The organism is Microbacterium sp. I2, assembly GCF_051364985.1.
Classification (GTDB): domain Bacteria; phylum Actinomycetota; class Actinomycetes; order Actinomycetales; family Microbacteriaceae; genus Microbacterium.
Map to the genome: position 1 here is coordinate 28557 of NZ_JBLWIH010000022.1, position 13898 is coordinate 42454.

Annotated in this window: 16 protein-coding genes; 8 read left to right on the forward strand and 8 right to left on the reverse strand. The window is 68.9% G+C overall.

What is annotated here, in order from left to right:
* Positions 1-57 precede the first annotated feature (57 nt).
* Together ACLKM7_RS15705 and ACLKM7_RS15710 are read right to left on the reverse strand one after the other, a co-directional pair.
* Positions 58-459: a hypothetical protein gene (locus tag ACLKM7_RS15705; RefSeq protein WP_436448101.1), complete on the reverse strand. Its 402-nt coding sequence runs from the start codon at positions 457-459 to the stop codon at positions 58-60.
* Between the two features lie 307 nt (positions 460-766).
* A complete protein-coding gene (locus ACLKM7_RS15710; RefSeq protein ID WP_436448102.1) occupies positions 767-1687 on the reverse strand; it encodes a sigma-70 family RNA polymerase sigma factor in 921 nt (306 codons plus the stop codon).
* A gap of 77 nt (positions 1688-1764) precedes the next feature.
* Between ACLKM7_RS15710 and ACLKM7_RS15715 the strand changes: the two genes are divergently transcribed.
* The 3 genes from ACLKM7_RS15715 to ACLKM7_RS15725 all read left to right on the forward strand — a co-directional run bounded on the left by ACLKM7_RS15715 (position 1765) and on the right by ACLKM7_RS15725 (position 3451).
* Positions 1765-2544 (forward strand): SDR family oxidoreductase, encoded by a 780-nt coding sequence (locus tag ACLKM7_RS15715; protein WP_436448103.1) that lies wholly within the window; start codon positions 1765-1767, stop codon positions 2542-2544.
* A 179-nt stretch (positions 2545-2723) separates the two neighbouring features.
* Entirely contained in the window at positions 2724-3122 is a 399-nt protein-coding gene (locus tag ACLKM7_RS15720) for an META domain-containing protein (RefSeq protein ID WP_436448104.1), read from the forward strand.
* A gap of 122 nt (positions 3123-3244) precedes the next feature.
* Positions 3245-3451: a DUF2188 domain-containing protein gene (locus ACLKM7_RS15725; RefSeq protein WP_436448105.1), complete on the forward strand. Its 207-nt coding sequence runs from the start codon at positions 3245-3247 to the stop codon at positions 3449-3451.
* 57 nt (positions 3452-3508) lie between these two features.
* On the opposite strand, the gene ACLKM7_RS15730 is transcribed toward ACLKM7_RS15725, so the two are convergent.
* On the reverse strand, positions 3509-4813 hold the full coding sequence (locus tag ACLKM7_RS15730; RefSeq protein ID WP_436448414.1) for a DUF222 domain-containing protein: 1305 nt from the start codon (positions 4811-4813) through the stop codon (positions 3509-3511).
* A 340-nt stretch (positions 4814-5153) separates the two neighbouring features.
* Between ACLKM7_RS15730 and ACLKM7_RS15735 the strand changes: the two genes are divergently transcribed.
* The 4 genes from ACLKM7_RS15735 to ACLKM7_RS15750 are packed head-to-tail and all read left to right on the forward strand — an operon-like array spanning position 5154 to position 7267.
* Positions 5154-5753, forward strand: a complete 600-nt coding sequence (locus ACLKM7_RS15735) for a hypothetical protein (RefSeq protein WP_436448106.1) — start codon at positions 5154-5156, stop codon at positions 5751-5753.
* Positions 5754-5799: 46 nt separating this feature from the next.
* Positions 5800-6138, forward strand: coding sequence for an ArsR/SmtB family transcription factor (locus ACLKM7_RS15740; protein WP_436448107.1), 339 nt, complete (start codon positions 5800-5802; stop codon positions 6136-6138).
* A gap of 1 nt (position 6139) precedes the next feature.
* Positions 6140-6787 carry a dihydrofolate reductase family protein gene (locus ACLKM7_RS15745; protein ID WP_436448108.1) on the forward strand — a complete coding sequence of 216 codons (648 nt, stop codon included), beginning with the start codon at positions 6140-6142 and terminating at the stop codon, positions 6785-6787.
* Between the two features lie 9 nt (positions 6788-6796).
* Positions 6797-7267 carry an SRPBCC domain-containing protein gene (locus ACLKM7_RS15750; protein ID WP_436448109.1) on the forward strand — a complete coding sequence of 157 codons (471 nt, stop codon included), beginning with the start codon at positions 6797-6799 and terminating at the stop codon, positions 7265-7267.
* Positions 7268-7280: 13 nt separating this feature from the next.
* Here the strand turns inward: ACLKM7_RS15750 and ACLKM7_RS15755 are convergent, their stop codons facing one another.
* From ACLKM7_RS15755 to ACLKM7_RS15765, 3 genes are read right to left on the reverse strand one after another with little or no spacing between them, the layout of a single operon-like run.
* The gene (locus tag ACLKM7_RS15755) at positions 7281-8102 is read right to left on the reverse strand and encodes an ABC transporter ATP-binding protein (RefSeq protein ID WP_436448110.1); all 822 of its coding nucleotides are present in this window, start codon (positions 8100-8102) and stop codon (positions 7281-7283) included.
* On the reverse strand, positions 8099-9178 hold the full coding sequence (locus tag ACLKM7_RS15760) for a FecCD family ABC transporter permease (protein ID WP_436448111.1): 1080 nt from the start codon (positions 9176-9178) through the stop codon (positions 8099-8101). Before ACLKM7_RS15760 ends, ACLKM7_RS15755 begins: the two co-directional genes overlap by 4 nt.
* The gene (locus ACLKM7_RS15765) at positions 9175-10188 is read right to left on the reverse strand and encodes a FecCD family ABC transporter permease (RefSeq protein WP_436448112.1); all 1014 of its coding nucleotides are present in this window, start codon (positions 10186-10188) and stop codon (positions 9175-9177) included. Before ACLKM7_RS15765 ends, ACLKM7_RS15760 begins: the two co-directional genes overlap by 4 nt.
* A gap of 109 nt (positions 10189-10297) precedes the next feature.
* Here ACLKM7_RS15765 and ACLKM7_RS15770 point away from each other — a divergent pair, with 109 nt between their 5' ends.
* Positions 10298-11293, forward strand: coding sequence for an ABC transporter substrate-binding protein (locus ACLKM7_RS15770; protein WP_436448113.1), 996 nt, complete (start codon positions 10298-10300; stop codon positions 11291-11293).
* Positions 11294-11842: 549 nt separating this feature from the next.
* Here ACLKM7_RS15770 and ACLKM7_RS15775 read toward each other — a convergent pair.
* Positions 11843-12772 (reverse strand): carbohydrate ABC transporter permease, encoded by a 930-nt coding sequence (locus ACLKM7_RS15775; protein WP_436448114.1) that lies wholly within the window; start codon positions 12770-12772, stop codon positions 11843-11845.
* Positions 12769-13854, reverse strand: coding sequence for a carbohydrate ABC transporter permease (locus tag ACLKM7_RS15780; RefSeq protein WP_436448115.1), 1086 nt, complete (start codon positions 13852-13854; stop codon positions 12769-12771). The genes ACLKM7_RS15775 and ACLKM7_RS15780 overlap by 4 nt, the downstream gene beginning before the upstream one ends.
* Between the last annotated feature and the right edge of the window lie 44 nt (positions 13855-13898).

Below are 13898 nucleotides of genomic sequence, written 5' to 3' on the forward strand. Positions count from 1 at the left end.
TATGCACGCATATTATTAATCAGGCACACTTGCACGAGTGCGCAGGTGCGCAGCGCATCATTCGCTGACCCGTACCGCGGTGACGTTCCAGGCGCCGTCCTGGCCGCGTATCGTGCACCGCAGGTTCGCGTGATGGACGGTGCCGTCTTCCGTGAACGATGCGGTTCCCTGGACGCGGTACGCATCGCCCGTGGAGGTGACCTCCATCCCGGAGGCGGACACCTCGATGTCATCGACGCCTCGGCCGGCCAGTTGCGCCTCGGATGCTGACCGGCAGAGTTCTCGCATGACGGTGTCGGAGTCTGGGTTGGACCGAGACGTGGCCACCGCGAAGACGATCACAGCGGCGACGACGAGAAGAGTGATGGGCGCGGCGATGACAAGCCACAGGGGTATACGGGCACGTCCACTCGAGGGAGGGTCGTCTGCTGTGGCGGAACCGCCTCGTTCCGCGATCATGCGTGCATCGTAGACCCGGGCGACGCGCCGCGAAAGGTGAACGGATCTGGACCTTCGTGAGCGATGCGCCATGACGAACAGTGCTTCTGTTGCTTGGTGACTCCCGGTTGGCCGCGACGACCGTCCACGCAGCCGCGGTGGGTCCACGAGCGGTGGTGTTGTCACCGGTTCGCACTCGTCCGCCACGAGGCGTGATCAACAGGTGCCGAGGCCGAGAGACCTGGACGTCCTCGGTACGGCACCGTCATGCCAGCCGGTCACGACATCGCCACCGCGGACGGCACGAACGAGATGAGCTGACCGTGGGTTAGGGCATGCGGGAGGCGCCTGCGCCGTCCGGTCCTTCGGTTCTGTCGACTTCGCTGAGTCTCCGGTCGACGTCGAGCGTCGCGATCCGCTCCGGGTCGGCGAGGACGTGCAGTTCGGTGATGCGGTCGCCCCGCACCTCGAACGCCATGAGGGACACGACGCGTCCGTTCAGGACGGCCGCGACTCCCGGCATCCCGTCGATTCGCACCGGAGTCGAATGCGCCGCCAACCGCGCGGCCAGGGTGGCCTGGGCGGCGATGTCGCCCGCGCCCTCGATGGTGCGGGTGGTCGTGCCGTAGTCGGCGTGCAGCACGGCGTTCTCGTCGAGAAGCGTGAGGAGCGCGCGGAGGTCGCCGCCCTGGGCTGCCGCAAGCCACGCATCCACCACCCGGCGCGAAGTGCGCGGCGCCGGTCGCTCTGGTTCGGGTGCGTCGCGCAGCCGGCGTCGCGCCCGCGATGCGAGCTGGCGTGTGGCTTCGGGTGACTTGTCGAGCACCGAGGCAACCTCGTCGAAGGGCTGCCCGAACACGTCGTGCAGCACGAAGGCGATGCGCTCCGCAGGGGAGAGGGCATCGAGCACGACCAGCAGTGCGACGTTCACGCGGTCGGCGGCGGCGACGACGTCGGCGGGGTCGGATGCCTCGGACACCGGCTCGTCGCGCCATGGTTCCACCTGCCACGAGTGCTCGCGAGTGCGCCGGGGCGCGCGCAGCATGTCGAGGCTCACCCGCGAGACGACCGTGGTGAGCCACGCGTCGAGATTGTCGATGCCGTCGGCGTCGACGCGCTCGAGTCGCAGCCACGCCTCTTGCACGGCGTCGTCGGCATCGGCATCCGATCCCAGCAGTTGGCGTGCGATCGCCCGAAGGCGCGGGCGGGCTGTCTCGAATCGCCGGGCCAGAAGTCTTCGATCCGTCATGTCACATGTCCTCGCTGTCGTTCGTCAACACCTCGACGAACACACCGAGCGGTGTGTGACACGAAAGGACGAAGACCATGAACGAACCTATCCTCGTCACCGGCGGCACGGGAACGATCGGCCGGCGCGTGGTGACGCTGCTCCACGGCGCGGGACGGGACGTGCGAGTGCTGAGTCGCCGTGGCGGCACGGATGCCCCCGGAATCCAGCACGTGGTCGGCGACACGCGCGAGGGAGCCGGGCTCGATGCCGCGTTCGCCGGTGCGCCGACGGTCGTCCATCTCGCGGGCGGGCCGAAGGGGGATGACGTGGGTGCGCGTAATGTGGCCGAGGCCGCGCAACGTGCCGGGACGAGCCATCTGCTGCTCATCTCGGTGATCGGCGCCGGCGACGTGCCGATCGGGTACGTCCGTGCGAAGGGGGAGGCGGAACGGGTCGTGCGCGAATCTGCCGTGCCGTTCACGATTCTGCGTGCGGCACAGCTTCACAGCCTCCTCCTCCCGGTCGCGTCCAAGCTGTCGAGCCTGCGGATCGCGCCTCGTGATGTGCGGCTCGAGCCCGTCGACGGCGAAGCGGTCGCCACGCGACTGGCCGAGCTGGCGCTCGGTGGGCCGTCTGGTCGCGTCGCCGATCTCGCCGGGCCCGAAGTCCTGACCTTCGCCGACCTCGTCGCTCAGTACAACGCCCACCACGAGCTGAAGCGGCGAGTGATGGGGATGCCGGTGCCCGGAGCGCTCGGGCGCGCATATCGCGAGGGCGCCAACCTCGCGTCGGCTCCGGTGGACCGGGTGGGCGCGACGTGGCAGCAGTTCCTTGCCGGGGCTGCGTCGCCGGCTGCGAAGGCAGCCGCTCGGTAGCGCGGATCGGATGCGGTGCCTCGGCGGGATGAGGCCGCGTCGAGGGCGCGGCGTGAGGGTCTTCGGCCCGATGGCAGATGCTTCGTGGCGGGTGGGTCGTACGGGTGATGGCGTTCCGTCCGGACGGTGGAGCTCGCCCGTGTCGGGTACGCGCGTGGGTCGCGTGGCAGGATGACGGCATGACGTCCCTCCGGCGGTGGAGAGCCTGGCCACTGGCGCTCGCGGGGCTCGCCGCAACGGCGCTGCTGCTCGCGGCGTGCACGCCGGGCCACACCCTCCGGCCCGGGTCGCCCGTCGGGCGGTGGGGCGACGCCGAGGATCGCAAGACCCACCTCACTCTTGAGGACGACGGCACTGCTCGCGGCCATGACGGATGCAACGGATTCGGCGGCAGGTGGGAGCTTATCGACGACACCGTGGTCCTTCGTGACACGGTCATGACGCTGGTCGCATGCCAAGGCGGTGAGCACTGGCTGGGCGGCATGGACAGCGCCGTCGTCATCGGCGACGTTCTTCATGTGCTCGACGACGAAGGGCACGAGATCGGCGTGCTGCCGCGACAGTCCGCCGCAGACTGAGCATCCGGTGGGGGACCGGCGATGGGGCCGTCACGATCGTCGGGTCGTTGGAGCACGTCAACCCCCTCGCGGGGGTCCGGGTCAGGCGGGCATCGTGGGACTCAATCGACTCTGGAGGACTCATGTCAGACAACACGAACACCGTCGTGACGCGTCCGAACCGCGGGCAGTGGGAGGTCACCGTGGATGGGCGACCCGAGCTGTCGCAGAGCTCCTCCAGCCGTGAGGAGGCGATCGACGGCGGTCGCACCGTCGCCGAGGAGCTCGGGTTCGCGCACGTCGTCGAGGAGGCTGAGCCGACCGGGACGATCACCGATCCGCAAGAGTGACGCACTGCGCCGAGCGCCCGGTGCGATCGCGCCGTGGGCGTGGTTCTAGACGTGGTTCTAGAAGGGTGCGTGGTGGGTGGTGTAGTCGCGGGGTGTGGTGAAGACGGGTACTTTGCGTTCGGGTTGCACGATGTATCGGCGTCCGGTGGGTGAGAGCCATTGGATGGCGCCGCCGCTGCCGTGGATCTGGGTGACGGTCCAGTCGGTGTTGTCTTTGACGAGGTGGTGGTTCTGGCAGAGCGGGGCGTGGTTGTCCAGTGACGTGTGGCCGCCGTCGGTCCACCGGATCTGGTGGTCGATTTGGCAGCGGGAGGCGGGCATGGTGCAGCCGGGTCCCATGCACCGGTCGGCCCGCCATTTCGCGAGTTTGCGGAGTCCGGTTGGGGGGTCGTAGCGGTCGCGGCCGACGGAGAGGACCATGCCGGTCTCGGGGTGGGTGAGCACCCGCATCCACTTGCTGTCACCCCCACACAACTCCCGCGCCCTGGTGAGGGGGATGGGGCCGATGCCTTCCACCACCGGCGGATCACCGGTTTTCGCGGCCTCATCGTCCAGGAGCGCGAGTGCGGGCACGGTGACCACCACGGTGGCGCGGATCCCGGATGCCGCGGCCGGGGTCGCGGTGGTGGTGCCGTCGATGAGCAGGTCGCACACCACATCCGCCCGCACCTGATCCAACGTCCGGGTATCAACCCCGTGCCCGCCGCGGGCCTTCTCGTCACTCCGGGTCTTCTCGTCGCCGTCGTCTTGGTTGCGGTGGCGGCCGGTGATGGTTTTGGCGATCGCGGTGACCCGGCCGTGGATGGCATGCAGTTCCACCAGTGGTCCGTATACGGACAGGGTGCCCATGCCGTCTTGTCCGGGGTCGACCCACACCCGCCGCTCCCGCAGCGCCTCCTGGTGCCGCTCCTCCAACGTCGCCGCCTGCACCGTCTGAATCAGCATGCGCAGGCCCCGCCGGAACGTACCCACCGGTTCGGCCTCCGCCAACTGGACGGCCTTGTCGATGATCTGGTCCCGCAGCTCTGCCGGGACCTCGTCGACCAGGTCCACGAACACCTCGGCGTGCTTCTCGGTGATCCGCCCCGCCCCCAACGACGCCAGCACGGCCGGGTACCGGCCGGTGAGCGCCTCAGCCAGCATCAGGAGCCGGCCGGCGGTGTATTCGGTGACCCGCATCGCCGCGGCCAGCTCCAACCGGATCGACCGCTCCACGATGTCCAGCACCCCGACACCACGACCCACCGCCTCCGCGAGCAGCTCACGGCGCATCGCATCGATCCGCACGTAGCGTTCCGCGGCGAACACCGACATCATCGTCGCCGTCTCGGTCACCAGATCCACCGCATCCGGCACCGGCATCCACTCCACCGCATCCGTACCCCACGGATCGAAGTCGGAAGCGTCTGCCATGCACCCAGAATAGTACACAACTACGACATTGACAAGCAGAATTGAGACTGCGCCCTGACCGAATTCTCGCGCTCACTTCGAGAACTCTAGGCGTGGTGAGGCGATGCGAGAGAACGCATCGGCGAGCCTAGAGCGACGTCTGCACCATCGAAACTATGTAGCAAACACGCCAGTCTTCGTCAGTCATGCCGTTCGTCGACACCCGCCACTTACGCATCCGCCCGCCATGCGCTGGAATGAGGTGATGCGATCTCATTCGCCGATCCCGGGCAACCCCTGGCCGCACGACATGATCATCACCGTCGAGGACCGCCCCAGTGCACTCCTCGAATTGCTGTGGCTGCGGGAGGCATACGGTCTCCATCCCGAGGGCGACGATCTTCCCCCGCTGCTGATCCACACTCCGGACCCTGCAGAGAAGACGGTGGACGACGCTACCCGCGAGAAATGGGCAGGCGCCTGGACACGAATCTGGCACGCTGCTGCCGCGCACGCGGGACGCGAACGCGATCCGCAGCTGCTGGAGCGGCTCCACGGCACGGCGCTCGGTGGCGCAGAACGCATGGCGCTCCTGAGCGAGCTCGTCGGGCCCACTTGGGACGATGAGTTCGGCCGGGACGCCCTTGAAGATCCGTCGTATCGACGGTGGGCGGAGAGCAGCATGGAGGAGTTTCACGCCAGCCGACCCCGCTCGCTCGCGGACAGCCCCGAGCACCGCGACCTGGAGGCGCTCGTCCCGGCGTGGCGTGCGGGACTGACTCAGATCGTGGTCATCCCCTGCCAGGGCGAGCACGCTCGCACACTGAACTCGAACGCGCTGCTCGTCACCGAAGGCACCCGCGCGGACAGCGACAGGTATCGCCGCGCGTTGGCCGCCTTCGGGAGCTGACCGACATCCGTTGACCTGAACGGCCGCGCGTGCGATAGTTAGGCATATGCCTAACTATCCCGTCGAGCTGGACGCGGTGCTGCGCGCACTCGCGGACCCCACTCGGCGGGCGGTCGTCGAGCGGCTCGCCAAGTCCCCGGCAGTCGTGTCGGATCTCTTGGCGCCGTTCTCGATGACGTTGCCGTCGCTGCTTCAGCATCTACGGGTCCTCGAGGACGCGAGAGTGATCACCTCGAACAAGCAGGGACGCGTCCGCACCGTGAGCCTGAGACCCGGCGCGCTCGACATCCTGCATCTGTGGCTCGGCGAGCAGCGAACCTCTGCGGAACGCCAGGCCGACCGCCTCGGCATCCACCTGGCCCGCGCCACCTCCAAGGAGAACTGACATGACCCGCGTTCGCATCGACCTCTTCTCATCGCTGGACGGCTACACCGCCGCGCCCGACCCCGCGGCCGACAATCCCATGGGGGAGGACTGGGGCCCGCTCACGGCCGCGTACGCGGCGACCCGCACCTTCCGCGAGAAGGTCTTCGGCGACACGAGCGGCGCGGGAACGACGGGAATCGATGAGGCCTACGCCTCCGCATTCTTCACGGGAGTCGGCGCCGAGATCATCGGCGCGGCGATGTTCGGCCTGCACACGTACCCCGACGACCCGGAGTGGAAGGGCTGGTGGGGTGATCGACCGCCGTTCGGCTTTCCGGTGTACGTGCTGACCCACTCCGCGCCGCGGCCGTCGATCCCGATGGAGGGCGGGACCACGTTCCACTTCCGCAGCAGTGCGATCGAAGAGGTGCTGGCCGAGGCGGTCACTGCCGCCGGCGGCCTCGACGTCCGCGTCGGGGGCGGTGTGCGCACGGCGCAGGAGTTCCTGCGCGCAGGACTGGTCGACGATCTGCATGTGGCGATCGCGCCGATCGTGCTGGCTCGTGGCAACCGCGTGTGGGATGACCTTCGCGGACTGGAGCAGACCCACGCCGTGACGACCGAGGTCGCCGAGAGCGGCACGATCCACGTGACATTCACCCGATAGGACGAGCAGATGACGATCGAGCGCAGACTCGCGCACTCCAGCTTCACGCTCACCAGGGACTATCCGGCACCCGTCGACCGGGTCTGGGAGGCGTTCGCCGACGCGGACCAGAAGCGGAACTGGCTCGGTGACGGCGACGCCTTCGAGCCACGGGAGTGGGCGTTCGACTTCCGCGTCGGTGGGCGCGACATCGACGAGGCGAAGTTCCACGGCGGTCCGGTGTCGCGATACGAAGCCGTCTACACCGACATCGTCGAGCGCGTCCGCATCGTCACGACCTATGACATGTGGCTCGACGGAGTCCACATGTCCACCTCAGTGGCATCGTTCGAGTTCGAGCAGATTCCCGCCGGCACCCGGCTCACGCACGTCGAGCACGGCGTCTTCTTCGACCAGTTCTGGGCGGATGGCGCAGGTCGCGAGCAAGGCACACGAGGACTGCTCGAAGCCCTCGGCCGCCACCTCGCACAGCCGGCGTGACCGCCTCCAACGGTCAGACCTCGTCGGGCCCTCGATCGGGCGTGAGCTGACCGGCCAGCCCCAACGGCATGACGTGCGGCCGGCCCTGCACCGGCTCGCGGACGATCGCTGCGCGCAGACCGAAGACATCGGCGAGCAGGTCCTCGGTCACGACCTCGTCGGGAGTCCCCGAGGCCACGATCGCCCCATCCTTCATCGCGACGATCTGCGACGCATACCTGGCCGCGAGCGAGATGTCGTGCAGCACCATGAGCACCGTGCGACCGTGCTGCCGGTTCAGGTCGCGCACGAGCTCGAGCACTTCGACCTGATGCGCGAGGTCGAGGTAGGTCGTCGGCTCGTCCAGCAGCACGATCTCGGTCTGCTGCGCGAGCGACATCGACAGCCACGCGCGCTGTCGCTGCCCGCCAGACAGCTCGTCCAGCGGCATGTCGGCGAGATGGTCGACGCCGGTCGCCGCCATGGACTCGCGAACGACCGACTCGTCGGCGCGCCCGAACTGCTCGTACCACCGCTGGTGCGGGTGCCGCCCACGGGCGACGAGCTCGGCGACGGTGAGTCCCGCGGGCGCCTCAGGGCTCTGCGGGAGCAGCGCGATCTGACGCGCGACCTGCCGCGTCGGGATGCTGCGCAACGACACCCCGTCGAGCAGCACATCGCCCTCCGCGGGCGCCATCACGCGTCCGAGCGCTCGCAGCAGCGTCGACTTGCCGCATCCGTTCGGTCCGATGATCGCGGTGACCTGACCGTCGGGCACCTCGAAGTCCAGCCCCGATACGACGGGTCGGCCATCGTACGAGAGCGTGAGCGAGCGGGCGCACAGGCGTGCGGTCATGCCGTCCTCCGTTGCGTGGTGATCAGCAGCCAGACCAGATAGGGCACACCGATGATGGCGGTCCCGACGCCCGCGGGGAGCGGGAGGGGGAACAGGCGAGCGGTGAGCACGTCGGCAAGCAGCACCATGAGGGCGCCGACGAGGGCGGATGCTGCGAGCGGTGGCGTTGCCGAACGCACGAGCATGCGCGCGATCTGCGGGGCCGCCAGCGCGACGAACGCGAGCGGTCCGGCGATGACGGTCGCGAGGGATGCCAGCAGCACAGCCGCCACGAGCGCCAGCGCTCGCGACCGATTGACGCGCGCGCCCAGCCCGATCGCGGTCGGCTCTCCGAACGCGGTGAGCGACAGCGGCCGGGCGACGAACCCCGTCGCCGCCATGAGCACGAGGGCAGCGACCGACAGCGGCCCGACGAGCGTCCACTCCTCGGCGTTCAGCGACCCCGACATCCACGTGAGCGCCTGCGCGGCGTTGGTGACGTCGCCGAGTGTCAGCAGCCACGTGACCAGGCTCGTCGCGAGCCATGAGACTCCGAGGCCGACCAGCACGATGCGGTAGCCGTCGACCGATCCGCGATACGCGAGCAGGAACACGGCGAGCCCGGCGAGCAGGCCGCCGAGGAACGCGGCCGCCGGCATCCCGATGAGCGCCGCGGCTCCCGAGAGCCCGCCCGCGCCGCCGCCCGCGAGCACCAGCACGCCGACCGCGCCGAGCGACGCGCCCGCCGTCACTCCGAGGATGTCGGGGCTGGCCAGCGGATTGCGTGCGATGGTCTGCGTGATCGCGCCGGCGACGGCCAGCGCCGACCCCGACACGACGGCGGCGACCGTGCGCGGCATCCGGAATTCCATCACCGCCAGCTCGGTCCGCGGGTCGGGCGGCGCGCCGAACAGGGTGCTCAGCACCGCCAGGAAGTCGATCGAGCTGCCGCCGAGCGACACGTGCAGCGCACACGCGAGCACGGTCGCCACGAGGAGTGCCGCCAGCACCGCGACACCGCGCGGATGCCACAGCACCGACACCGGGCCCCACCGGATGACCGGAAGCAGCGGCCGGCGCGAACTCGTGGTGGTCACAGCGAGACCACCCGTCCACGGCGCGCGAGCGCGATGAAGAACGGCGCGCCGGCGACGGCCAGCACGACCGACACCGACAGTTCGCCGGGCTGGGCGATGACGCGCCCGATGGTGTCGGCGACGAGCAGGACTGCGCTGCCGATGAGCGCGGACGCGGGGAGCTGCCAGCGGTAGTCGGCGCCGACCAGCGCCCGTGCGATGTGTGGCACGATCAGCCCCGCGAACGCGATCGGCCCGGCGAGCATGACCGCCGCGCCCGCGAGCAGGGTGATGGCGGCGATGCCGAGCACGCGCGCCCGTCGCAAAGAGACGCCGAGGGATGCCGCGGCCTGCGGGCCGAGCGCCAGCGCATTGAGCGCCGGCCCATTCGCCAGCGCGAGCGCGGCCCCGACGACGACGAACGGCCACATGTAGGCGAGGGCGCCGTTGCGCGTCGCGAGCGATCCCACCTGCCAGAAGCGCAGCGCGTCGAGCGCGTCGAGGTTCATCAGTACAGTCGCAGTCACGAGTGCGCCGAACAGTGCCGACACCGCGACGCCGGCGAGGACGAGCGTGATGGGCGTGGCACCTCCGCGCGCGCTCGCCGCGATCGCGAACACGAGCGCCGAGGCGCCCAGCGCGCCGATGAAGGAGAAAAGCGCCTGGACGGGGCCGGAGGGATCGCCCGTCGCGGCGACGAGGACGATCGCCAGCGCGGCGCCCTGGAAGATTCCGAGCAGGCCGGGGTCGGCGATGGGGTTGCGGGTGTGCCCCTGGACGAGCGTCCCTGCGAGTCCGAGACACGCGCCGACCACGATGCCGAGGACTGTGCGGGGCACACGGAGGCCGGTGATCGCCACGTCGGCGTCTGTTCCGGTGGGTGCGAAGAGCGCCGTGAACACCTCGACGGGTGACGTCGGCATGCCGCCGACGCACACGCTCAGGACCGCGGCGACGACGATCGCGACGACGGCTCCGACGAGCACGACCGGGCGGCTCAGGCGCCGCCGCGGCGGGGAGATGGGGATCACGGGCGCGTTTCGTCGTCTGCTAGATTCGGGAGTGCCAACTTAGGTAAGCCTTAGCTTCCTGCGTGCGCCATTCCATCCTAACCGTGACGAGAAAGCACCTGCCACTCCCATGCCTTCACTCCGCTCCGTCCTGTCGGTGATCACCGCCGGCACGCTCGCGCTCGGCCTGGCCGCTTGCCAGTCCACCCCTGCCGACGAGGCCGCCCCCGAAGCCTCCTCCGACAGCGGATTCCCGCTCACGATCGAGCACGCAATGGGAGAGACGACGATCCCGGAGCGGCCCATCAGGGTGGTCGCGCTGGACCCGAGCTACGTCGACGCGACGCTGCTGCTCGGCGCCGAACTCGTCGGCTACGCCGAGTACCGCCAGGACCCCGAGAACCCGTTCGCGCCGTACCTCGGCGACGTGAGCGACGAGACCGCCGACGCGGTGAACGTCGGCACCATCGCCGAGCCCGACCTGGAGAAGATCCTCGAGCTCGAGCCCGACCTGATCATCTCGGCGAAGGTGCGGCAGGAGGCCCTCTACCCGCAGCTGTCGAAGATCGCGCCGACCGTCTTCTCAGAGAGCACCGGCCCGACGTGGAAGGAGAACGTCGTGCTGCTCGGCACGGCGCTCGGGCTCGAGGACGAAGCCGAGGCCGCGGTGAACGAGTACGAAGAACGCGCGGCCGCCGTCGGCGAGGAGATCCTCGCCCAGGACCCCGACACCACCTACTCGCTCGTGCGCTTCGCCGGCGAGGACACCGCTCGGCTGTACTCGAGCAACTCGTTCATCGGCGAGATCATGATCGACATGGGACTGCCGCGGCCCGCGGATGCCCCCGACACGACCGAGACGATCTTCGTGCCGCTGTCGGCAGAGAACATCCTGCAGGCGGACGCATCGATCGTTCTGGTCAGCTCGTGGGAGCCCGACGGCGCGGAGGGCGACGCCTCCCGTGCGCAGCGCGCCCAGTTCGAGTCGAATCCGCTGTGGGAGCGCCTCACCGGCGAGGTCGTCGCCGTCGACGACGGCACGTTCGTCTCTTCGGTCTCGATCCAGGGTGCGCACGCGGTGATCACCGAACTCGCTGAGCACTTCGGGGTCGACCCGCTCGACTGAATGCGGACCGCCGCGCTCGCGCGGCGGTCCGCAACGTCGCCTCGGCTGAGAAGCCATACGTCGCTTAAGAGACCGTACGGAGGTTGAGAAACCACGGCGCACGGGTGAGAAACACGGCGCGGGGGGTGTCTCAACCTGCGTGTGGTTTTTCAACCTCAGGTCTGCCGGCCGGGGTTGTGCCCCGAGGCGCCGCGCCGGTGGCAGCGGTGGTCGCTGTGGCATCCGTCTTCTTGCTCACGCGGGTCCGCACGAGCGGCTTCGGTTCAGAAACCACGTGCCGGTTGAGAAACCACTCGACGCGCGGTGTCTCAACCTACGTGTGGTTTCTCAACCTCAGGTGCCTCGGCCTCGGTTGCGCTCCGAGTCGTCGCGCCGGTGGCCGCGGCATCCGTCTTCCTGCTCATGCCTGTCCGCCGGCGGCCTCGGTTGAGAGACCACGCGTCAGTTGAGAAACCATGTCTTGGTTGAGAAACCACGGCGCACGGGGTGTTTCAACCTGAGTGTGGTTTCTCACCTCAGGTACGCCCGCCAGGGTGTGGGCCCGCGCGGTCAGCCCTTGACGGCGCCGGCCATGACCCCCGACACCAGCTGCCTGCCCGCGAGGACCAGAACGATGAGCAGGGGCGCCGCGACGAGGAAGACGCCGGCCATCACGAGCCCCGTGTCGGACGTGAACGCTCCTCGCAGCTGGGGGACCACGAGCGGCATGGTGAGCTGTGACCGCATGACGACCGACGGCCAGAAGAAGCTGTTCCACGACCCGATGAAGGTGAAGAGCGCGAGGGTCGCTGCGGCCGGCCGGGCGGCGGGCAGGGCGATCGACCAGAAGGTGCGCAGCATCGAGGCCCCGTCGACGCGGGCCGCCTCGATGAGTTCATAGGGCAGGGCCTCTTCGAGGTACTGGGTCATCCAGAACACGCCGAACGCCGCCACAAGACCGGGGACGATCAGCGCCAGCAGCGAATCGATCCATCCGAACTCGTTCATCATGACGAACAGCGGGATCGTCCCGACCTGTGCGGGGATGATCAGGGTCGCGAGCACCGCGACGTAAAGTGCCCGCCGCCCGGGGAATCGCAGCTTCGAGAAGCTGAAACCGGCGAGCGTCGAGAAGAAGACGACGGAGGCGCTCACGGTCACCGCGACCAGCAGCGAGTTGGCGAAGGCGATCCAGATGCTGAACTGCTCCGCCGCGAAGACCTCGCCGAAGTTCTGCCACAGGGTGGCGGTCGGCAGCCACCGCGGGAGGTTGCCGACGGACCGGGTGATCTCGGTGGTCGTCGACGAACCGTACATCGCAGCCGCGTAGAGAGGGAACACCGACAGGACGATCACGACGGTCAGGAACCCGTACGTGACCCAGCCGGGACGGCGCGCCGACGGATTGTGGGAAGCGACCGGACGGCCACGGGCCGCGCGCTTCTTCGCGTACCGCGCGGCGCCCCGACCTGCGGTGTTCTCGATGAATGCCGTGCTCATCGAAGAACTCCTTCCATCGTGTCTTCAGCGACGGCCGCCGGCGTCGCACCCATAGGAGGGGAAGCCGGCCGGCGCGGCGGGCCCGAACGCCGCGACCCGCGGCCGCGGCTGCGCGGAGCTCCCGACGACGAGATCGAACGCGTGAGGAGGAAGTTGAGCAGCGAGATGACGAGGATGATGAACGCGAAGATCCATCCGACCGCCGCGGCCTGGCCGAGGCGGTCCTGCCACTCACCGAAGCCGAGGTTGAAGAGGTAGAGCATCACCGTGGTCCACTGGTTGTCGGCGCCGCCCGAGCCACCGCCCGTGCCACCCCCGTCGAACAGGCGTGCTTCGTCGAAGATCTCGAGTCCGCCGATCGTCATCGTCAGGATGACGAAGATCAGGGTCGGGCGGATGCCGGGGATGGTGACCGAGAAGAACTGGCGGAAGCGGCTCGCACCGTCGACCGTCGCCGCCTCGTAGAGGTCTCGCGGGACCGCTTGCATGGCCGCGAGGAGGATGAGCGCGTTGTATCCCGTCCATCGGAAGACCACCATCGAGCCGATCGCGATGTGCGACAGCAGTCGGTCCTGGAAGAAGGGCGAACTGCTCTCGGTGAACAGTCCGAGGGCGTGCAGGTTGGGCACCAGGATGCCGAACTGACCGAAGACCTGCCCGAAGATCATCGACGTCGCCACGGGCATGACGACGAAGGGGATGAGCACGCTCATCCGCCAGAACGTGCGGGCGCGCAGGTTCTGGTCGAGGATCGCCGCGATCAGCAACGCGAGGATGAGCTGCGGGATGCCGCCGAGCAGGAAGATCGAGATGGTGTTCTCGAGCGAGCGCCAGAACAGCGGCTGCCGCAGCACCCAGGCGAAGTTGTCGAGACCGACGAACTCGCCCATTCCGGAACGGCGATGCCAGTCGTGGAGCGCGACGACGATGTTGAAGAAGAGGGGGAACGCGCCGAAGACCGCGAAGAGCAGGAAGAAGGGCGAGACGTACAGGTAGGGCGAGAGCTTGAAGTCCCAGCGCGAGAGCCGCTGCCCCCATCCGATCCGCCTCGCGGTGCGTGGCACCGCCGAATTGACAGCCATCGTTCGAGCCTCCGTGCTTCCGGGTCCGTGTGGGGTGGCGGTCC

Excerpts from the sequence above, each read along its gene's own strand:
- ACLKM7_RS15705 (WP_436448101.1), bottom strand. The coding sequence starts at position 459 with ATGATCGCGGAACGAGGCGGTTCCGCCACAGCAGACGACCCTCCCTCG.
- ACLKM7_RS15710 (WP_436448102.1), bottom strand. The coding sequence starts at position 1,687 with ATGACGGATCGAAGACTTCTGGCCCGGCGATTCGAGACAGCCCGCCCG.
- ACLKM7_RS15715 (WP_436448103.1), top strand. The coding sequence starts at position 1,765 with ATGAACGAACCTATCCTCGTCACCGGCGGCACGGGAACGATCGGCCGG.
- ACLKM7_RS15720 (WP_436448104.1), top strand. The coding sequence starts at position 2,724 with ATGACGTCCCTCCGGCGGTGGAGAGCCTGGCCACTGGCGCTCGCGGGG.
- ACLKM7_RS15725 (WP_436448105.1), top strand. The coding sequence starts at position 3,245 with ATGTCAGACAACACGAACACCGTCGTGACGCGTCCGAACCGCGGGCAG.
- ACLKM7_RS15730 (WP_436448414.1), bottom strand. The coding sequence starts at position 4,813 with ATGCCGGTGCCGGATGCGGTGGATCTGGTGACCGAGACGGCGACGATG.
- ACLKM7_RS15735 (WP_436448106.1), top strand. The coding sequence starts at position 5,154 with ATGATCATCACCGTCGAGGACCGCCCCAGTGCACTCCTCGAATTGCTG.
- ACLKM7_RS15740 (WP_436448107.1), top strand. The coding sequence starts at position 5,800 with ATGCCTAACTATCCCGTCGAGCTGGACGCGGTGCTGCGCGCACTCGCG.
- ACLKM7_RS15745 (WP_436448108.1), top strand. The coding sequence starts at position 6,140 with ATGACCCGCGTTCGCATCGACCTCTTCTCATCGCTGGACGGCTACACC.
- ACLKM7_RS15750 (WP_436448109.1), top strand. The coding sequence starts at position 6,797 with ATGACGATCGAGCGCAGACTCGCGCACTCCAGCTTCACGCTCACCAGG.
- ACLKM7_RS15755 (WP_436448110.1), bottom strand. The coding sequence starts at position 8,102 with ATGACCGCACGCCTGTGCGCCCGCTCGCTCACGCTCTCGTACGATGGC.
- ACLKM7_RS15770 (WP_436448113.1), top strand. The coding sequence starts at position 10,298 with ATGCCTTCACTCCGCTCCGTCCTGTCGGTGATCACCGCCGGCACGCTC.
- ACLKM7_RS15775 (WP_436448114.1), bottom strand. The coding sequence starts at position 12,772 with ATGAGCACGGCATTCATCGAGAACACCGCAGGTCGGGGCGCCGCGCGG.
- ACLKM7_RS15780 (WP_436448115.1), bottom strand. The coding sequence starts at position 13,854 with ATGGCTGTCAATTCGGCGGTGCCACGCACCGCGAGGCGGATCGGATGG.